At 47.2% G+C, this 16,563-nt stretch carries 9 protein-coding genes; 8 read left to right on the top strand and 1 reads right to left on the bottom strand.

Features of this window, described 5'->3' with window-relative positions; all coding sequences use genetic code 11:
• The first annotated feature begins 967 nt into the window (after window positions 1-967).
• The 8 genes from EOO49_RS16800 to EOO49_RS16765 all read left to right on the top strand — a co-directional run bounded on the left by EOO49_RS16800 (window position 968) and on the right by EOO49_RS16765 (window position 15,656).
• Window positions 968-3,190: an NADP-dependent isocitrate dehydrogenase gene (locus tag EOO49_RS16800; protein ID WP_290847808.1), complete on the top strand. Its 2,223-nt coding sequence runs from the start codon at window positions 968-970 to the stop codon at window positions 3,188-3,190.
• Between the two features lie 318 nt (window positions 3,191-3,508).
• Entirely contained in the window at window positions 3,509-4,612 is a 1,104-nt protein-coding gene (locus EOO49_RS16795) for an AraC family transcriptional regulator (protein ID WP_290847806.1), read from the top strand.
• Window positions 4,613-4,716: 104 nt separating this feature from the next.
• Window positions 4,717-7,083, top strand: a complete 2,367-nt coding sequence (locus tag EOO49_RS16790; protein WP_290847804.1) for a TonB-dependent receptor — start codon at window positions 4,717-4,719, stop codon at window positions 7,081-7,083.
• Between the two features lie 3 nt (window positions 7,084-7,086).
• Window positions 7,087-7,902: a DUF4249 domain-containing protein gene (locus EOO49_RS16785; protein ID WP_290847802.1), complete on the top strand. Its 816-nt coding sequence runs from the start codon at window positions 7,087-7,089 to the stop codon at window positions 7,900-7,902.
• A gap of 88 nt (window positions 7,903-7,990) precedes the next feature.
• Entirely contained in the window at window positions 7,991-11,539 is a 3,549-nt protein-coding gene (locus EOO49_RS16780) for a WG repeat-containing protein (protein WP_290847800.1), read from the top strand.
• 802 nt (window positions 11,540-12,341) lie between these two features.
• Complete coding sequence (locus EOO49_RS16775; protein ID WP_290847798.1) at window positions 12,342-14,204, top strand: T9SS type B sorting domain-containing protein; 1,863 nt, start codon at window positions 12,342-12,344, stop codon at window positions 14,202-14,204.
• A 46-nt stretch (window positions 14,205-14,250) separates the two neighbouring features.
• Complete coding sequence (locus tag EOO49_RS16770) at window positions 14,251-14,913, top strand: thiamine diphosphokinase (RefSeq protein ID WP_290847796.1); 663 nt, start codon at window positions 14,251-14,253, stop codon at window positions 14,911-14,913.
• 146 nt (window positions 14,914-15,059) lie between these two features.
• Complete coding sequence (locus EOO49_RS16765) at window positions 15,060-15,656, top strand: NUDIX domain-containing protein (RefSeq protein ID WP_290847794.1); 597 nt, start codon at window positions 15,060-15,062, stop codon at window positions 15,654-15,656.
• Here EOO49_RS16765 and EOO49_RS16760 read toward each other — a convergent pair.
• Window positions 15,646-16,554, bottom strand: a complete 909-nt coding sequence (locus tag EOO49_RS16760) for an alpha/beta hydrolase (RefSeq protein ID WP_290847792.1) — start codon at window positions 16,552-16,554, stop codon at window positions 15,646-15,648. The two genes, EOO49_RS16765 and EOO49_RS16760, sit on opposite strands and share 11 nt — an antisense overlap.
• Window positions 16,555-16,563 lie beyond the last annotated feature (9 nt).

The raw sequence follows: 16,563 nt of genomic DNA, 5'->3' as shown, positions 1-16,563 counted from the left end.
GCGGTTGTCTCTATTTAAAACCTACAAGGTTGTAAAAACCTTGCAGGTTACCTCGAACCGAAAAATTCGTGAATTCGGTGGCTTAAAAAAATCAGGACACGACCCGAGCAACGCGAACTGGCCAAAGGCAATCTGTGGGAAAAACAAGAGCGACACGAAATGAAATCCTATCGCTACAAATGATTAAACCGCGAATTCGCGAATTCAAAATTCGGCCGCTGGATGAATTCGCGAATTCGCGGTTGTCTTAACTTAAACCTACAAGGTTGTAAAAACCTTGCAGGTTACCTCGAAACGAAAAATTCGTGAATTCGTGGCTTAAAAAAATCAGGACACGACCCGAGCAACGCGAACTAGCCAAGGGCAATCTGTGGCAAAAAAAAGAGCGACACGAAATGAAATCCTATCGCTACAAATGATTTGCGGTTGTCTCTATTTAAAACCTACAAGGTTGTAAAAACCTTGCAGGTTACCTCGAACCGAAAAATTCGTGAATTCGGTGGCTTAAAAAAATCAGGACACGACCCGAGCAACGCGAACTAGCCAAGGGCAATCTGTGGCAAAAACAAAAGCGACACGAAATGAAATTTTATCGCTACAAATGATTAAACCGCGAATTCGCGAATTTAAAATCCGGCCGCTGGGTAAATTCGCGAATTCGCGGTTTTTACCAATTTTGTAAAATTAAAAGGTTGCAAAAACCTGCAAGTTAGCGGCGACGGAAAAAACGAAACAAAAATTCAGGCAATACTCTTCTAAAAGCGGCCTAAAAAAATCGGAGGCAAAAAACACCCAAATTGACAATAAAAAACCCAGCAATTGTCAAATCCCGAAAAATTTAACCTCATCCCGAAAAATTCCAAAATACAACGTTATAGTATATCATTTTTGCAACCAAAAGCGACCCGTTTCCCTATATTTGTAGCCGTGCCTTTTCTGGCCGTATTACAAACCAACAAAACCTAAAATGTCACATAACGCAAAAATCCTCTACACCATCACGGACGAGGCTCCGATGCTCGCCACCCATTCCCTTCTTCCCATTATCCAGGCCTTCACGGCACCCGCAGGAATTTCGGTCGAAACGCGCGACATCTCACTCGCCGGACGAATCATCGCCAACCTCGCAGACTATCTCAAGCCGGAACAGCGAATCAGCGACGATTTGCAGGAATTAGGGCAGTTGGCCACGACACCCGAAGCCAACATCATCAAATTGCCAAATATCTCGGCTTCCGTTCCGCAACTCAAGGAAGTCATCAAGGAACTTCAAAAACTAGGATACGCACTACCTGATTATCCCGAAGATCCAAAAACCGACGAAGAAAAAACCATCAAGTCCAAATATGCCAAAGTGCTTGGATCGGCAGTAAATCCGGTGCTTCGCGAAGGAAATTCCGATCGCCGCGCTCCAAAGGCCGTCAAGAATTATGCAAAAAGCCATCCGCATTCCATGGGCGCTTGGTCATCTGACTCCAAAACGCATGTCGCCAGCATGAGCCAGGGTGATTTCTATGCCAGCGAGAAATCGGTTACGGTAAAAGCAGATGACACTTTCACGATCAAATTCTTCGGAAACGACCAATCTGAAAAAGAACTGAAAGCCGCTTCGAAAGTTCAGGCTGGCGAGATCATCGATTCTTCGGTGTTGAGCCTTTCCGCCTTGAAGGAATTCGTGTCCAAGGAAATTGAGGACGCGAAAGCCAAAGGCGTGTTGTTCTCGGTTCACCTCAAAGCGACGATGATGAAGGTTTCCGACCCGATCATTTTTGGAGCGATCGTCGATGTTTTCTTTGCGGATGTTTTCGCCAAATACAAAGACCTTTTCACCAAACTCGGAGTCGATACGAAAAACGGTCTTGGCGACGTGTACGCCAAAATCGCGGGTCAGCCCGAACAAGCCGAAGTCGAAGCAGCTTTGACAGCAGCGTTCGAAAACGGACCGGCGATCGCCATGGTGAATTCCGACAAGGGAATCACGAACCTGCACGTGCCGTCTGACGTGATCGTCGACGCTTCAATGCCGGCGATGATCAGGACTTCGGGACAAATGTGGAACAAGGACAACAAGCAACAAGATACCAAAGCGATCATTCCGGACCGTTGTTACGCAGGCGTTTACGTGGCCACGATCGACGACTGCAAAAAACACGGCGCTTTCGATCCAAAGACAATGGGATCGGTGCCAAACGTAGGATTGATGGCGCAAAAAGCCGAAGAATACGGATCGCACGACAAAACGTTCCAGGCCGATGCCGACGGAACGGTAAAAGTGCTCGATTCCAAAGGCGAAGTCTATTTCGAGCAAAAAGTCGAAAAAGGCGACATCTTCAGAATGTGCCAAACCAAGGATGCGCCAATCAAGGATTGGGTAAAATTGGCGGTGAACCGCGCGAGATTGTCAGAGACGCCGGCCATTTTCTGGCTCGATGAAAACCGTGCGCACGACCGCGAAATCATCAAAAAAGTAAACGAATATCTCAAAGATTTCGACACGAATGGTTTGGACATCCAGATTCTCGATCCGGTCGCCGCCACGAAATTCTCTCTTGACAGAATCCGCAAAGGCGAAGACACGATTTCGGTTACAGGAAACGTGTTGCGCGATTATCTGACAGATTTGTTCCCGATTCTCGAACTCGGCACATCGGCCAAAATGCTTTCGATCGTCCCACTTATGAACGGCGGCGGATTGTTCGAAACTGGAGCAGGCGGATCGGCACCGAAACACGTCGAGCAATTCGTGGAAGAAGGCTACCTGCGTTGGGATTCACTGGGCGAATTCCTCGCGCTTGGCGTTTCTCTTGAGCATTTGGGTCAGACGCAAAACAACTCGAAAGCTCTTGTGCTATCGGAAGCTTTGGACAACGCGAACGAGAAATTCCTTGAAAACGACAAATCTCCGGCAAGAAAAGTAGGCCAGATCGACAACCGCGGTTCGCATTTCTACCTCGCGCTTTATTGGGCACAAGCATTGGCCGCCCAAAACAAAGACGCCGATTTGAAGAAAATTTTCGAACCGATCGCAAAAGCGTTGACCGAGAACGAATCGAAAATCGACGCGGAGTTGATCGCATCACAAGGCCAACCGCAAAAAATCGGTGGTTATTACAAACCGGATTACGATTTGACCGACAAGGCGATGCGTCCGAGTGAGACTTTTAACACGATTTTGGCGCAAGTCAGGTAAGCGTTCAAAAACGGATATCAAAAGGCTGTCTTCGGATGGCCTTTTTTGTTAATGTCCAGGCCTTGAAATTCCAGAAATGCTATGAAAATTGCTTTTATTCCAACAATAACTTTAACAATTTTTACAGATTTTCTGTACCGGATCCAAATTTTAATTTGTTGGGATGTACCAGCCCCTCCCCGTAAAAGCAAAGTTCGGATTCTGCAGAATACCCCAATTACAGAAATTCTGTAATTTTTGTTAAAAGGCGTGAATAGTTGCCCGCGTCATACGATTTTGCAAAATCGAAAGTTTAAGAATAACCAACTGAACAACCAAATGGATTTCAATCTTCTGATCTCGACCCTAATTGGCGGCGGCCTCGCGCTTTTGGCGTTCCTAAAGATGAGCAACGTGTTGCAGGTAAACCGCAAAGCCAATTTTTTCTTCGGATTGTTCTGCCTTTTGTGGTCGAGTTTCTGGTTGGACAATATGGTAGACCGAAGTTTTCTCGATCGGAATTATGGCTTTTCGTTCGCTTTGAAAGTCGCCCAATTCCTTACGGGCGTCGTTTTCCTGATGAGCATTCGGTTTTACGCCAATCCGCGACTGAAATTGTCTTTACGCGATTTGTTGATGTTGCTTGTTCCGATTGTCTTCGTCGGATTTTTGATGTTTCGCAAGACTTCGGACGACTGCGACCTTTTCTACACCATTTTTTCGCAGAGCCACTCGTTCGTTTATATCGTCCTGTCTTATCTCACCATAAAGCGCCACGGGAAAAACATCGAGCAATTCGCTTCTGAAGTCGAGTCTATCGATTTGCGCTGGATCAAATACATCATCTATTCGCTGGCGATTTCGCTGATCGTCGTACTGACTTACAAAATCCTCAAGATGCGACAGCCGTTGAATGTGTACATCAATCTGCACATGCTGACAGTCGTGTATTTCGTGGCTTTCTACGGCGTGCGCCAAAAGGAGATTTTCCCGCGTGGCTTGCCGATTTCCGATGCGTTGGCTACCTCATCCGGAAACGAACTTTCGCGCAAGACCAAATTGATGGAAGACGACGAATTGCTCTCGGTCAAAAAACAGCTTATCCGAAAAGTCGAATCCGAATCGCTTTACCTCGACTGCGAACTCAATCTGGTGAAACTGGCCGAAATCATGCAACTTTCCACGCATCAGCTATCGTACGTGATCAACAACGGAACAGGCGAGAACTTCTTCAATTTCATCAACAGATTCCGGGTCAAAAAGGCTGAAACTTTGCTGACCGACGCGAATTTCGACCAACTTACGATCGTGACCATCGGTTTTGAATCGGGCTTCAATTCCAAGACTGCTTTCAACACGGCTTTCAAGAAAATAACGGGCTTCACGCCGACCGAGTTTCGAAAATCGAACGAATTCGCAAAGCAAAATACTGTACTAAACTGACCAACAACAACTTAAAACCAAATCCAAATAGGTTCGGCTTTATAATCCAAGCCGATTTTGTGCAAACACCGCACTATTTTTGTCATCAATCAATCTAATTCGCTATGAAGAACTGCTTTTTATGGATCGTTTGCCTGCTCGCCACGCATGCTGTCCAGGCACAAAATTTTACGCTTTCGGGAACCGTCGCTGACCAAAACACGAATGAAACCCTTATCGGCGCAAGCGTTTACGTGGTCGAGACCAAGACCGGCGCTGTTACGAACGAGTACGGTTTTTACTCGATTTCGCTTCCGGCCGGCACTTACACGCTAAAGATCAGCTACTACGGTTTCGCCGATTTCACCCAAACCGTCACGCTCGACAAGAACATGCGACAGAACGTGTCGATGTCGGCTTCGACCCAGGAACTCAAAGAAGTTGTCGTTGACGGAAACGTTCCTCGTGCCAACATCCGAAAACCCGAAATGAGCGTCAACAAACTCACCGTGGGCGAAATCAAGAAAATGCCAGTCGTTTTGGGTGAAGTCGATGTGCTCAAGTCGATTTTGCAACTTCCCGGAGTGACCAACGCGGGCGAAGGCGCTTCCGGATTCAACGTGCGAGGCGGCGCGGCAGACCAAAACCTGATCCTTTTGGACGAAGCCACTGTCTACAATTCGTCTCACCTTTTCGGATTTTTCTCGGTTTTCAATTCCGATGTGATCAAAGACCTCAAATTGTACAAGGGCGGAATTCCGGCGCGCTACGGCGGACGCGTTTCCTCTGTTCTCGACATCTACCAGAAAGAAGGAAACAATCGCGAATTCCACGCCAGCGGCGGAATCGGGCTTATTTCGAGCCGACTTCTGGCCGAAGGTCCGATCAAAAAGGAGAAAGGTTCGTTCCTCGTGGCCGGACGCGCCTCTTACGCCCATTTGTTCCTGAAACTTGCCGACAACGACAACTCGGCTAACTTTTACGATCTGAATACCAAACTGAGTTACTCGATCGACGACAACAACAAGCTTTTCCTTTCGGGTTATTTTGGACGCGACAACTTCCGCATCAGCGACAATTTCAAGAATTCTTACGGAAATTCGGTCCTGAACCTGCGTTGGAATCATCTGTTTTCCGAAAAGCTGTTCACGAACCTTTCGATGATCTATTCGGATTATTACTACGGCTTGCAACTCGATTACATCGGATTCAAATGGGATTCCGGAATCAAGAACTTCAATCTCAAGTATGATTTCAAGCACTATCTCTCGAGCGATTTCCGACTTTTCTACGGACTCAACGCGATTTATTACGATTTCAATCCCGGGGAAATCACGCCTTCGGGCCGCGATTCGGCAATCAACGCAAGACAATTGGAACAGAAATATGCTGTCGAGCCCGCGCTTTACATCGAAGCCGAACAATCTTTGGGCAAGCGAGTCACTATAAATTATGGGCTTCGCTACAGTTTGTTCTACCGAATGGGCGCGCAGACAATGAATTTGTATGCAAACAACCAACCTGTCGTTTTCGACCAAGCCTTGCAGATTTACGAAAAGGCCGACGCCATCGGAACAAGATCGTACGGACGTGGTGAAACCATCGCCGATTTCAACAACCTCGAACCTCGCGCCTCGATCGCTTTCCAGATCAACGACGATCAGTCGGTCAAGGCGAGTTACAACCGCATGGCGCAGTACCTGCACCTGATCTCGAACACTTCCTCGCCTACTCCGCTTGACGTTTGGGCGCCCGCCGACGATTATCTGAAACCGCAATTGCTCGACCAATTCGCTGTGGGTTATTTCCGGAATTTCAAGGACGACGCCTATTCGCTTGAAGCCGAAATGTTTTACAAAACCCTCAAAAACCGCGTCGATTACATTGACGGAGCCGACCTGATCGCCAACGAGGCCATCGAACAGATCGTGCTTCCCGGAAAAGCCAGAGCTTACGGATTCGAATTGCTCGTGCGCAAGAACAAGGGCAAGTTGAACGGCTGGATTTCCTACACATTGTCGCGTTCCGAACAGCAAACGCCGGGCAGAAATGCCTCCGAACCCGGAATCAACAACGGCCAATGGTACAAAACCGGCTACGACAAATTGCACAATCTGGCCGTCACGGCTTCTTACGATCTGGCCAAGAAATGGACATTAGGCGCGAATTTCGCTTTGCAGTCGGGCCAGCCTGTGACGTATCCGAACGGTTATTACGAATACCAAGGCATCCAGATCCCGAGTTACGGACTCAGAAACGAAAACCGACTTCCGGCCTATCACCACTTGGATGTTTCGGCGACTTACACGCCAAGACCCGAGAAGAAAAAAGGCTGGCAAAGCGAGTGGGTTTTCAGCGTCTACAATTTGTATAACCGCATGAATTCGGCGTCAATCTCTTTTCGACAAAATGAGGATACCGGACAAAATGAAGCCGTGAGACTGTCAATTTTCGGGATAATCCCAAGTGTTACCTACAACTTTAAATTCTAAGCCATGCGATATATAACCGCACTTTTATTGCTGCTTTCATTTTTGTTTTACGGATGCGAGGAAGTCGTCGACGTCGACCTTGACACCCAAACGCCAAAATTGGTCGTCGACGCTTCTATCGACTGGATCAAAGGAACTTCCGGAGCGGAACAGACCATAAGACTAACCACGACCGCAGCCTATTACGATCAAAACGTCCCGAACGTCTCGGGCGCGATCGTTTTCATCACCGATTCGAATTCGCAGGTTTTCGATTTCGTGGAAAATCCGGGCACGGGAAATTATGTGTGTACGAATTTCGTGGCGCAAATCGGGATGAGTTACGTTTTGACTATCGTTCACGAAGGACAAACTTACACCGCTTCCGAGACGATGATCGCGACTTCCGAGATCGAAAACATCCAACAGGACAACGAAGGCGGCTTTCTGGGCGACGAGATCGAGGTCAAGTTTTTCTATCAGGACAGTCCGGTTCCGGGCGAACACTACCTCGTGCGTTTCGACGCTCCGGCCATTCCGTATCCTGATTTTGAGGTGATTTCGGACGAATTCATAAATGGCAATATGGCTTTCGAAAGTTTCAGCGAAGATCGCAACGCAGCCGGTGACAACGTGCGGATCCGCCTTTACGGAATCTCGGAGCGCTATTACGATTATATGTCGAAATTGCTGCTTATGACCGGCGGAAGCGGCGGCCCATTCGGAACGGCTCCGGCAACGGTTCGCGGCAATCTCGTAAACCAAACCGACGAAGGCAATTTTGCGTTGGGCTTCTTCCGATTGTCTGAAGTAGACCAAACCGACTACGTGATCCAATGACGAAAAGCTGTCTCTGGACAGCTTTTTTTTGCCACATTTCCAACCTTTCGCGCCAAATTCGCCTCTATCAAAGCACTAACTTTGCACCATGAGGAAATTCTTGCTTTTCCCGATTTTGCTCCTTTTCGGATTTATGGCTTTCGGACAAGCCGCGCCCGACCTAAAAAAGGCGCATCTGAAAAAGGTAAAATCGTTCGCTGTCGATTCCTGTGAAAAATTGCCAAACGGATTTTCGAAAGTCGCTTTTCGCACCGGATTGCTTGCATCCGAAGGCATTTTCGATCGGAAAACCAAAAAATATCTCGTCGACGCGATTTGCGATTCCATCAAGATCATCGGCGAAAACGAAAAGCTCTTTTACAGGATTTATGTCGATTCGCTTCAAAGTCTGGTTTCGGGTAAAGGAAAAACGATTGTTCCTTTCGACACGCATACTATCTATGAAAAACCGATTTATGGGAAATATTGGCTCGTCGATTCGCGCAAAAATCGCGACGCAAATTTTACTGCCGGAAACTTCGCGATTTATGACGAAAACGGAAAAATACTACTCGAAAATGCGCAAACCATCCGAGAAACGGAAATTCCTTGCAAAGTCGTTTCGGTCGATAAAAACAACCTATTTTGCCTTGTCGATCTGACCGACGGAAAAAAAGCACTCGAAGGTTACGACGCGATCTTCACGAGACTTTTGGGAGAAGAACAAGACGGCAGTTCTTCGGTTTACCTTGTCGCATCCAAAAACGGGAAATACGAACTCTTTACTTCCGGAAATGCGAAAATCCAGCGCATTCGCGACTTCGATTACCTTTTGTCGGACTTGAATGTGATTCCGAACGAGATCAACGTGATCGCGAACCTCAAGCGCAATCTCGGCGATTGGGAACGCGAACGCAGCTATAATTTCGCGGTCGTGACCAAAAACCGCCGGTTTGGGATTTACGATTTCGCGCACCGGAGTTTCGTCTCCGAAGCCGTTCACGACTCGATTTCGCCTTGGGGAAACACAACAATCGATGGAAAACGCACGAATCTCATCTACGGAAAACCGATTTCCGAACCCGAAATGTATTTTCCGAAAGGCGTCGTATTCGAACAAAACGGCAAATTCGGCGTGATGGACGCATCGGGAAAAATCAAGCTCGATGCGACTTACGACGGCATTCAAGAAATCAACCAAGGCATTTTCAAACTTCGAAACAACCGGAAATTCGGGCTTTATTTTATGTCCGAAAACAAAATCGTGGCGCCAAAATTCGACCACATCGACCGCAATCTCAGTGCTTATCGCAAAAGAACGAAAACAAATTTCAATCGCGACGGCACGATTTACGAAATGCGAAAACCCGACCGGACAAGATTCGAATCGCTCGACGACCGAGATGAAACCGCGTTTCCGAAATGGTTGAAGTATACCGAAAATGGCCGCCTTTTCGGACTTGCCGACAGTTTGTCCAATAAAATCACACCACCGATTTACAGGAATATTTACGCCATCGACAGCAATCATTTTGGTATCGTTTCTGACTCTTATGGCATGATCGATACAAACGGAAAACTTGTGCTGAAACAGGAATTCGAGGAAATCCGGAGACTGACTCCCGAAAAAAATCCGGCGTTTTACGAAGCTTCCCAAAACGGAAAATTCGGGATTTTTGACGCATCCGGAAAACAGGTTTTCCCGTTTTCGTATCAATTCCACGACTATTTCTTCCAAACCGAGTCGGAAATTTACACCTTGATTTCCGACAGCGAAAATCCGTACAAAAAACTACTGCGACTCGACAAAAACGGCGTTTCGGTTTTGAGTGAAGACGTTTACAGCGCAAGCGAAAACCCGAACACGATCGTCGTTTTCACCACGAAAAACTTCAAACACGGCTTTATCGACCTGAAATCTGGCAAGGTCGTGCCACCCGAATTCGACAATTTCGTGTTTGGGACGAATTACATCATCGTGCAAAAAAACGGGAAATTCGACGCTTATCTCGATTCCGATTTCGAGCTGAAACCGCTTGGGCAATCGTTCGACAAAGTGATCTCGAACCATTGGAACTTTATTTTCACCCAAAACGGGAAATGCGGAATTTTAGGGAAAGACCTCAAAATCGGGAACTTCAGACACGACAAAATCGAAGCTGCGACGACATTTTCAGCCAAAAATTATTTTACCGAACGCGATTTCGAAATCGGGTCGCGCTATTTGCGTTTTTGGGACAAACCGAATGGCGGGAACGTCGGGATAGTCGATTCCGATAGCAAAATCCTGATTAAAAACGATTTTTACGACATAATCGAATTCCCTGTTTTCGCCGAAAAATCGCAATTACCACCTTACCTCGAAAAGTATCGCAACGCTTTTTTTATCGGAATCCGGAATTTGGACAAGGACAGGATTTTGGTCGATCTGATTCCGCTTGACGGAAAGAACACAATCGGTTTTGAAGCGCCGGTCGGTTGGAAATTCTCGCTGACGGACATTTCAGAAAACGGACGAATTTTGGTGCGCGACAAAGGTTGGAGTATTTTTTACGATCTCAGGTCCGGAAAAATCAAGAGGGCGATTCCGGAAGCTTTTCTCAAGATTGACGCGTCTGGCGGATTTTCGACTGTTCCGACCGACGAAAACAGTTATCGCAACACAACCCAAAAGTTCAGCAAATATGCTATTGACGGACTGCTGCTTTCAGACACGATCACGACCGTTTACACGGCGCGAAGATTATTCTCACTCCAAAATTTCATCGTGTCCAAAAATGGCAAATATGGAATCGCGAATGTGCGCAAAGGTTTGGTCGTTCCGGAAATTTACGACGGAATTCAACCGCTTGACGACCGATTTTTCGTCTGCAGAAAAGCCGCTTTTTTGGGACTGATCAACGAAAACGGAATTGTGCAGATTGATTTTGCTTACGACTCGATCTCACGAATTTCAGACAGCGCCAATTCCTCCAAAAACAGTTATTTCCTGACTTCGAAAAATGGAAAATACGGACTTTCGAGCCAAAACCTCAAACCGATTTTGCGTGAGGAATTCGACGAGATACTTGTCGGACGCAAATTTATCGCAGCTTTCAAAAACCGGCAACTTTACGCGTTCGAACCTTCGGGAAAGCTTTATTGGAAAGGAGATGCGGGAAATGCGCGGCAAGACAAAAGTTCGCTTCAAGGCTTTATCGACTATAATAACAACAGCGCTTTTTGGCCAAAATCTGGCAATCGGATCGCGATTGAAACTGCAGGCGAACGCCATCGCTATCCGCAACAATTCCAGTCGTTCGAAATTACCGGCGAAAAACTTCCGGATAACGTAAAATACATCTCGCGCACTTACGAATCCGGCGGTTATACCAAAATGTTTTATATCACGTCCGACGGCGTCAAATCTGGGCTTTCGGACAAGAACCTCGAAACCATACTCGCGCCAAAATTCGATCAGGTCGGGCAAATAGTCGAGTCGCGAATGGTGATCGTCGCGAACAACAAGTTCGAAGGCGTGGTTGATTTCTGTGGTAAAACGGTGATTCCGATGATTTACGAGTCGGTTTACTACGACGAAAACAGCGAACTTTTCGAATGCGTCAAAAACGGGAAAACCACTTATCGGACGGAATTTGATGTGGTTGTCAAAATGTAATTTTTTTTGCCGCGAATTCGCGAATTCAGTTCTCATCCGCTAAGAGGAAATTCGCGAATTCGCGGTTAAAAAATGTTTTGAATTGAGCAATCCGGATAAATTTTTGAACCATTAAGAACATTAAGTTCATTAAGGACGTTTTTCGGCTTGAAAATCTAACGATCCGTGTAATCCGAAGGCAATGCGAAAATGGGTGCTATCCGTGAAAATTTGTGCTTTCGTGGATAAAATTGGCCGCAAATCCCTGACATGTTTATCAGCAAGATTACTACATGGTGAATAATTTGGCCACGAATGCACGAATTACAGACATTCGTGCATTCGTGGCCAGATAGCAGTAATAAATCTGATCTAAAGCGATGCAAAATCCGTGTGATCTGTGAAAATCCGGGCATCCGCGGCATAAAATTGGCGGCAAATCCTCGACATATTAATCAGCAATATCGCTACATGATGAATAATTTGGCCACGAATGCACGAATTACTGGCATTCGTGCATTCGTGGCCAGATATGCGAAATAAATCTGATCTGAAAGCGACGTAAATATTGGTGTAATCCTGCATCCTTGGCAACAAAAAACTTCAAATTCTTGGCCGACTTTCGCGGATAAAATCTAAACCAAAATCGGCAACAAAAAAACCGAGGCAAAGCCCAAAAACGTTAAAACACTGCCCAAAACCCCCACGATTCGGATTTTTAGGACTATTTCTACAAAAATGGCAATCGGCTCACTGTTTTAACGGCCGCCAAATTGCGCAAACGTTGTAAATGCGCTAACTTTCCAGCTCTAAAAATCACGTATTGAAACCATTTGTTTTCATTGCCTTAACCTTATTGGTTTGCTCGGGCGTTCAGGCGCAGCTCGGATTTTGCAACGGAAGCAAAGGCGATCCCGTTTTCACCGAAGATTTCGGAACAGGAACCGGATTCGGGCCGGCACTTCCGGCAGGAACGACTTCGTACACTTTCGTGGCCACGACGCCAAGCGACGGCGAATACACGTTGAGCGACAACACCGGAATGAACGGAAACTGGATAAGTCGCCCAGATCATACGCCCGGAGACACAAACGGAAAAGCGTTCATCGTAAACGCGAGTTTCAATCCCGGCGAATTTTACAAACGACAGGTTACAGGACTTTGCGTGAACACGACTTTCGAGTTTTCGGCCTGGCTTCTCAACGCTTACAATCCGTCGAGTAATGCTTGCGGCGGCACCGGAATTCCCATCAACGTCAAGTTCCAGATTTGGGATCAATCCGAAACCACGCTTTTGAAAGAAGGCGATACGGGAAATATTCCGGGTTCTTCGAGTGCCGATTGGGTGCAATATGGCATGACGTTCACCGTTCCGCCGGGACAGACTTCGGTCGTACTCAAAATGCTCAACAACGGAGTCGGCGGCTGCGGAAACGATCTGGCCATAGACGACATTTCTTTCCGTTCATGCGGTGATCTGGCGTCTGTGACTTCGGGTGCGAACGCGGTTGTCGAGGAATGTTCGAACAATTTGCCGGTTTCCCTGAATCTGACGTTGAACATTACCGCCGGAACGCACGTTTTCCAATGGCAATCTTCGCCCGACGGAACGACCTGGACAGACATTCCGGGCGAAACTTCCCAGAATTACAACACGCTTCCACTCACGGCTTCTGGTTATTTTCGTGTAAAGATCGCCGAGGATATCGTCAATATGAACAACGCTTATTGTTATACCTTGTCGGATAGTTTCCACTTTTTCGTGTTGCCGCAACCGATGGCTCCTACCTCGAACGGAAACATCGGCGCTTGCGATAACGATGCGAACATTCCGGCTTTGTCCGTGACTTCGACGAACTCGGTTGATTGGTATGACGCTCCGAGCGGCGGAAATCTACTGCTTTCGGGCAACGCTAATTATCAGACGAACATTCCCGGAACATATTATGCCGAAGCGACGAATGGCCCATGCAAAAGTCCGGGTCGCACCCAGGTCACGCTGACGGTTTTTCCTTCGCCACAATTTCCTTCGGTTCCGGTTCCGGTCGACATCTGCCAAGGCAATTCGGCTGTTTTGGACGCCGGGATTTCGGGTGCGACTTATCTTTGGACGCCGACCAACGAAACGACTCAGACGATTTCCGTCGGTCAAGCCGGAGTTTACACCGTCACGGTCACTTCTGGAAATGGTTGTCAGGCGAGCCAGAATCACGGTGTGATCGTGCATCAGGCGCCACAGATCGCGACGATTACCAACCAAGGCGCGACAATTACGGTTACGACCGCAAATACCGGAATTTTCGAATATTCGCTGGACGGATTTTCGTGGCAATTGTCAAACGTTTTCACCGATGTCGAAGGCGGAATGCTGACGGTTTACGTGCGAGACACTTTCAACTGCGGATCGGATTCCCAACAATACCTACTTTTGCTTCCACCGCAATTCTTCACACCGAACGCCGACGGATTCAACGACAGATTCACGATAAAAGGCATAGAATTCACCACGGTTTCGAGAGTCGGGATTTTTGACCGATACGGAATGCTGATCAAGATGCTGACGCCGACCGACAAAGATTGGGACGGAACTTTCCACGGAAAGCCGCTTCCATCAACCGATTATTGGTACCGAGGCGTGTTCGACGACGGAAAAGAAATCCTCGGACATTTTTCGTTGATGCGATGATCCAATTAACAATTAACAATTAATAATTAATAATTAATAATTAAAAATGTCTTCCCACCACATTGTAAGAGACGATCAGGAACCGGCTTTGATCATCGCCAACGGTGAAGCGTGTTCGATGGAATTGCTGAACCAATTGCTCGAATGGTCACCGCTTGTGGTCGTGCTCGATTCGGCGATGGATCGCGTTGCGCCTCTTGGTATAAAGGTCGATGTTTTGCTGGGCGATTTTGACCGCGGATTCGATCCGACGACCCGCGACGATTATCAGTTTCCGATAGAGATCGTACACACGCCAAACCAGGACAAAACCGATCTCGAGAAGGCTTTCGATTATCTGATAGAAAGAAAAATCCCGTCCGCGAACGTGGTTTGGGCTACGGGAAAACGAGCCGATCACACGCTGGCCAACGTCACGAATATCGTGAGATACAAAAATCAACTCAAGATCGTGATCCTCGACGACTACTCGAAAATCTTCCGATTGCCCGAAAAATTCGAGAAATGGTACACGAAAGATTCGGTGATTTCTTTGATGCCCGTGGGAAAAGTCACGGGAATTTCTGCTCAGAATCTCGTCTGGCCGTTACAAAATGACGAACTGACTTTGGGCTACCGAATCGGAAGCAGCAATGCGGTCAAGGACGACGGCATCGTTTCGATCACTTATGAATCGGGCGATTTGTTGCTGATGGAATGCCATGATTGAAATCCAAATTCCAAATCCCATCCCGATAGCTATCGGGACCAAATCCCACGCCGATAACCATCGAACCAATAGCTTTCAAAAAACTGATTTCTGAAAATCCGCCGATCCAAAAATTATTAATTATTAACTATTAATTATTAATTGAAATGTCCGACCCGAAAATCACCATCCGAGACACGCAAATCCTATCCGACAAACGTTATTCACTAAAAAGCTATACACTCGATTTCGAACAGGACGGAAAAACCGAAATCCATTATCGCGAGGTGTTCGACAGAGGAAACGGCGCGTCCATACTGCTCTACAATCCGACGAAAAAAACGGTTATCCTTACGCGACAGTTCCGGCTTCCGGCCTATTTGACCGGCCACATGAACGGAATGCTGATCGAAACTTGCGCGGGAACGGTCGACAAATCCGACGAAAATCCAACCGAAACGATTAGGCGCGAAGTCATAGAGGAAACGGGTTACCACGTCGAAAACGTGAAGAAAGTGTTCTCCTGTTTCGTCACGCCGGGCGCGGTTACAGAAATGCTGCATTGCTTCGTGGCCGAGTGCTCGGATGAAATGAGAAAGAGCGACGGCGGCGGTCTGGAAGAAGAAAACGAACACATCGAAGTGCTGGAAATGCCGTTCGAAAAAGCGGTTTCGATGATCTATTCGGGTGAAATCATCGACGCCAAGACGATTTTGTTGCTGCAATATGCCCAAATCCACAACCTTTTGGAGGTCAAAGCCTGAGCAATTCCTGTCTTATCAGCTCGTAATGTTCCCACGGGATGAAATGGTTTGCGCCAGCAATCGGGACGAGCCGGAACGAGTTTGCGTTGGTGAGTTTTTTCCTGAGAAATTCCGAATTCCCGAAAGGCACAAGCGGATCTTCAGTGCCGTGAATCACAAGCACATCGGCGGAAATGCTTTGGATGCGCGGTTCCAAAAGCAGCAATTCATGTTTGAAAAGCCACACTTCGTCGTTCGAAGTACGGAACGCGCCGGGAATCAGATAGCGCAAAGGCGGTAGTTTAATGATCTTTCTCCACTTTTCGGGCGCTTCCTCGTTTGGATCGACCGAACCCGCAAGCACGACCATTTTGTCGACAAGTTCCGGATGATCGGCTGTCATTTGTACCACGATCGGTCCGCCAATCGAATGCCCGACCAAAATCAATTGTTGGCCGTTTCTCGTTTTTTTCACGACTTCGCTCAGCAATCTCGCGTTTTCTGCCAATGATTCGGCTTTCCCGAAATCGCTGAATCCGTAACCCGGACGATCGACTGCAATCATTCGGAATTTCCGGAGCAAAAGTGTGTCGGTGAGATAACGTCTGTATGCGTTCCAGCTTCCGGGCGAGCCGTGCACGAAGAAAAGTGTGGGTGATTTTGGGTTTCCGGTTGCTATGTAATGGATGATGTGTCCGTCAGATTTGAGTGCTTTTTCGGAATAAGCCGTTTTGGTCCCGGTGAAAAATTCGCGTGTTTCCTTATCGGAAAACCGCATCGTCATGCACGACTGGCAAACGACGACGTAACCTGCGAAAATCGCGAGCGCCAACTGTCTTTTCTTGATCCGATTCCAGATTTTTCGCATATTGAAAGGTACGATTCTTAACGAAACCAAAACGCCCGACGTTGCAAACATTGGATTGAT

The sequence above is a fragment of the Flavobacterium sp. genome (assembly GCF_004295795.1).
Taxonomy (GTDB): Bacteria; Bacteroidota; Bacteroidia; order Flavobacteriales; family Flavobacteriaceae; genus Flavobacterium.
The sequence above is the reverse complement of the archived record's forward strand: the minus strand, read 5'-3'. Positions and strand labels throughout refer to the sequence as shown.

Bases quoted from the DNA above. Each gene is read 5' to 3' on its own strand.
- EOO49_RS16780 (WP_290847800.1), top strand. From the start codon at position 7,991: ATGAGGAAATTCTTGCTTTTCCCGATTTTGCTCCTTTTCGGATTTATG.
- EOO49_RS16790 (WP_290847804.1), top strand. From the start codon at position 4,717: ATGAAGAACTGCTTTTTATGGATCGTTTGCCTGCTCGCCACGCATGCT.
- EOO49_RS16760 (WP_290847792.1), bottom strand. From the start codon at position 16,554: ATGTTTGCAACGTCGGGCGTTTTGGTTTCGTTAAGAATCGTACCTTTC.
- EOO49_RS16800 (WP_290847808.1), top strand. From the start codon at position 968: ATGTCACATAACGCAAAAATCCTCTACACCATCACGGACGAGGCTCCG.
- EOO49_RS16770 (WP_290847796.1), top strand. From the start codon at position 14,251: ATGTCTTCCCACCACATTGTAAGAGACGATCAGGAACCGGCTTTGATC.
- EOO49_RS16785 (WP_290847802.1), top strand. From the start codon at position 7,087: ATGCGATATATAACCGCACTTTTATTGCTGCTTTCATTTTTGTTTTAC.
- EOO49_RS16765 (WP_290847794.1), top strand. From the start codon at position 15,060: ATGTCCGACCCGAAAATCACCATCCGAGACACGCAAATCCTATCCGAC.
- EOO49_RS16795 (WP_290847806.1), top strand. From the start codon at position 3,509: ATGGATTTCAATCTTCTGATCTCGACCCTAATTGGCGGCGGCCTCGCG.